Origin of the sequence: Mesorhizobium sp. M1A.F.Ca.IN.020.06.1.1 (assembly GCF_004023265.1) — a bacterium.
Classification (GTDB): domain Bacteria; phylum Pseudomonadota; class Alphaproteobacteria; order Rhizobiales; family Rhizobiaceae; genus Mesorhizobium.
In genome coordinates, this window is sequence record NZ_RZSR01000815.1 from 1 (window position 1) to 2,757 (window position 2,757).

Here is a 2,757-nt window from a genome sequence, read left to right on the forward strand (position 1 = left end):
ACATAAAGGTTCGGACCGGCGCCGCTTGCCACGACCCAGCTTTGCCCGGCGGCCTGGTAGTACCCGCCGAAGGAAGCGTTGACCGGCCGGTAGACCCGCGCCTTGCGGAAGCCGATCGGCGAGCCGTCCTCACGATAGACGCCGATCCAGCACGACTTGGCGAGCAGCGCGGTGGCGATGATCTGCGCCCGCGACAGAGCGGCGTCCGAGACCCATTTCAGGCCGGGCGTGTTCCAGGGGAACGGCCCCCAGCCGATCGACCCGCCCTCGACCGGCTCGATCCAGGCGCCAAGCGCGGTCAGCTCGGCTTCCGTCAGATCGTGCTGGCCGGCATCGAAGGTGCGGCTGAAGGACCATTTGACGCCGCCGGCGTGGAGGAAGACGCCGGAGTTGTCGCCCCAGATGCCGTCGCCCCACCTGGTGTAGGCCCAGTCGTGCTCGCGCACATTGTAGCCGTTCCAGGCGCGGTAGAACTCGGAGCGGACCGGGTCCGACAGGCGCACCACGGCCTCGATCGTGCCGAGATCATCCTCGTCGTCGCGGAAACGGTCGAGCTCAAGTTCATAGAAGTGCCAGCGGGTGCGGCGCACCGGCGCCTCGTAGAAGGTCGAGAAGGCGTAGCCGACCCATGTCAGGCTTTCGGCCACACCTTGCGGCGTGCCTTTCACCCGCTGCCACCGCAGGCCGTATTCGATGACCGAGGCGAGGTCGGGCAGGCATTGCGAGATCGCGCCAAGCCCGTATTCGACGACGAGCCAGGGCAGGATCGAGGGCTGCACCGGCGCGAATTTGAAGCCGCGCAGCTCGTCGAAACCGGGCTCAAGCTCCGGCAGCCGATCGAGCGATTCCGCGAGCGCGCGCTCGAAGGCCGTCGCGTTCTGCGGCAGCAGGTTCTGCCGTTGGCTCACCGGTCGCGGCCCTTGAAGGTGAGCGTCACCGTGCCAAGCTTCACCGCGGCGCCGTCATCCACGGTCGTGTCGGTCACCGGAGCGGTCAGCGACACTTTCTGGACGCCCGGCGCCTGCAGCTTGGAAACCAGCCAGGAGCGCGTCAGGTTGAAGCCGAGCCCGCCCTCGTCGGCCAACGACTGGCGCAACAGAGCCTCGAGGCTTTCGAAGACGGTCATCGGCGTCGTCGGCAGAAGCCAGATATCGGCGGCGACGTTCACCGTCGCGCTTGTGGCGGACACAACGGTGATGCGGTCGGAAATCACCCGCACGCTGTTCTTCTGCACGTCGGCGTCGACCGCGGCGAGCAGAGCGGCGTCCGGCTCGCCGAAATTGTCGGTCGCAAGCACGGCAATGCGAATGTCCGGGCCGGTACCGACGCGATAGACGGCGACCTCCTTGACGCGGATGCTCGCCCGGAACGCGGCGCTTTTGTACCAGTCTTCGGAGCCGGCTGTTGAGCGGCCGGAAATGGCGACCACAGTGCGGGCGCGCAGCCTGGCATCAGTTTCGCCGGTCAGGCGGATGACGTCATAGAACGCAGCCAGGTGATCGAGATCGGCGCCGGCCGCGAAGGCCAGCAGGTTGGCTTTGACCGCGTCGTTGATCGCCGCCCTGTAGAGCACCTCGCGGAAGGCGCCGACCTGCAGCTGGATGTTGCCCGGCTCGCCCTCGAGGTCGATGATGCCGGAGACGTCGAGCCCGTAGCTGGTCGCCAGGTCGACGAAGACGGCCTTGATGGCGGCGAGAGCGTCGGCCTCCGACGTGACGGTGATCGCCTGCGGTGCCGGCAGGCCCTCGAGCGTGGACAGATCGAGCATGGCGGTTCCTGTTTCCGGGCGAAGCCCGCAAGGCCGACGGGCCGTCGCGGCTGATGCCGCGCCCCACCGGAGCCGCAGGCGGCGAAGCCGTGCGCGGCGTGAGGCTATGAAGAAGTTACGATCAGTTGGCCGCCGGCCTGACCGAGGCGCAGCGAGACGGTGCCGGCCGGCGTGAAGTCGCCGAGATGGGCGCGCGGCCGGTAGATGCCTTCGATGACCCAGGCGGAAGCGCCGGCGCGGTCGAGTGTCAGCGGCGAGATGCGCGTCGGCGTGAGGCGCGGCTCGAAAAGCAGGATCACGGCCGCGACCGACCACTGGAAGCGGATGACGGTCTGGACGTTGGCGAGCTCGCCGAGCAGCGCCGGGACCGGACTGCCGACATATTCACGCAAGACGCGCTCGAAATAGCGTGTCGTCAGCAGGATCTCGATCGCCTGGATGACGTTGTCCCAGCCGCTCTGCCGCAGCCCGGTCGAGCGGTCCATGCCGAATTGCGTCACTTGCGCTTCCCGCGTCTGCCCTTCGCCGGAGCGTCGGCCGATCCATCAGCCTTCGGCTGCGCCGGCTCGACGACATGGCCGCGCAGCCGCTCATAGGCCGCCTGCGACGGCGTCATTTCGACGGCGGTGCCGGCCACGCCAAGGTGCGGGGCGCGCTTGGTGACAACGAGTTTCATGGAGGCCTCCTAGTCGGCGGCGAATACTTTCGAGGAGCCCTCGACGATCGGCCAAAGGCCGGTCGAAGATCCCGAACTGACGTGAACCTTATCGCCTATGCGAGCGACCTTCTTGCCCTCGGCCGCGCCGAGGTCGACGCGGGATGCCGACAGTTCCGCGCGGTCGCCGCCGCCGTCGAACAGCATCGTCGCCCCGCCGAAGGTCGACAGGATCCGCGTCCCCGGATCGGACGACGGGGATGCGTTCTGGTCCGAATAGGTCATCGGCAGCGCGACCGCCTGGCGCATGTCGCCATGCGGCGCGACCAGCATC

General features: G+C 67.9%; 4 protein-coding genes and 1 pseudogene. All 5 read right to left on the reverse strand.

Annotated features, from left to right (window positions below):
* The coding region (locus EOA60_RS27385; RefSeq protein WP_164899577.1) for a phage tail protein at window positions 1-908 on the reverse strand (908 nt) is incomplete at its 3' end.
* Window positions 905-1,768, reverse strand: a complete 864-nt coding sequence (locus EOA60_RS27390) for a baseplate J/gp47 family protein (protein ID WP_127335102.1) — start codon at window positions 1,766-1,768, stop codon at window positions 905-907. The genes EOA60_RS27385 and EOA60_RS27390, both read right to left, overlap by 4 nt.
* A gap of 104 nt (window positions 1,769-1,872) precedes the next feature.
* Window positions 1,873-2,268, reverse strand: a complete 396-nt coding sequence (locus EOA60_RS27395; protein WP_127215576.1) for a GPW/gp25 family protein — start codon at window positions 2,266-2,268, stop codon at window positions 1,873-1,875.
* Window positions 2,265-2,444, reverse strand: coding sequence for a hypothetical protein (locus tag EOA60_RS27400; RefSeq protein ID WP_127215575.1), 180 nt, complete (start codon window positions 2,442-2,444; stop codon window positions 2,265-2,267). Before EOA60_RS27400 ends, EOA60_RS27395 begins: the two co-directional genes overlap by 4 nt.
* 9 nt (window positions 2,445-2,453) lie before the next feature.
* Window positions 2,454-2,757 (reverse strand): annotated as a pseudogene (locus EOA60_RS27405) (hypothetical protein); the annotation flags it as partial.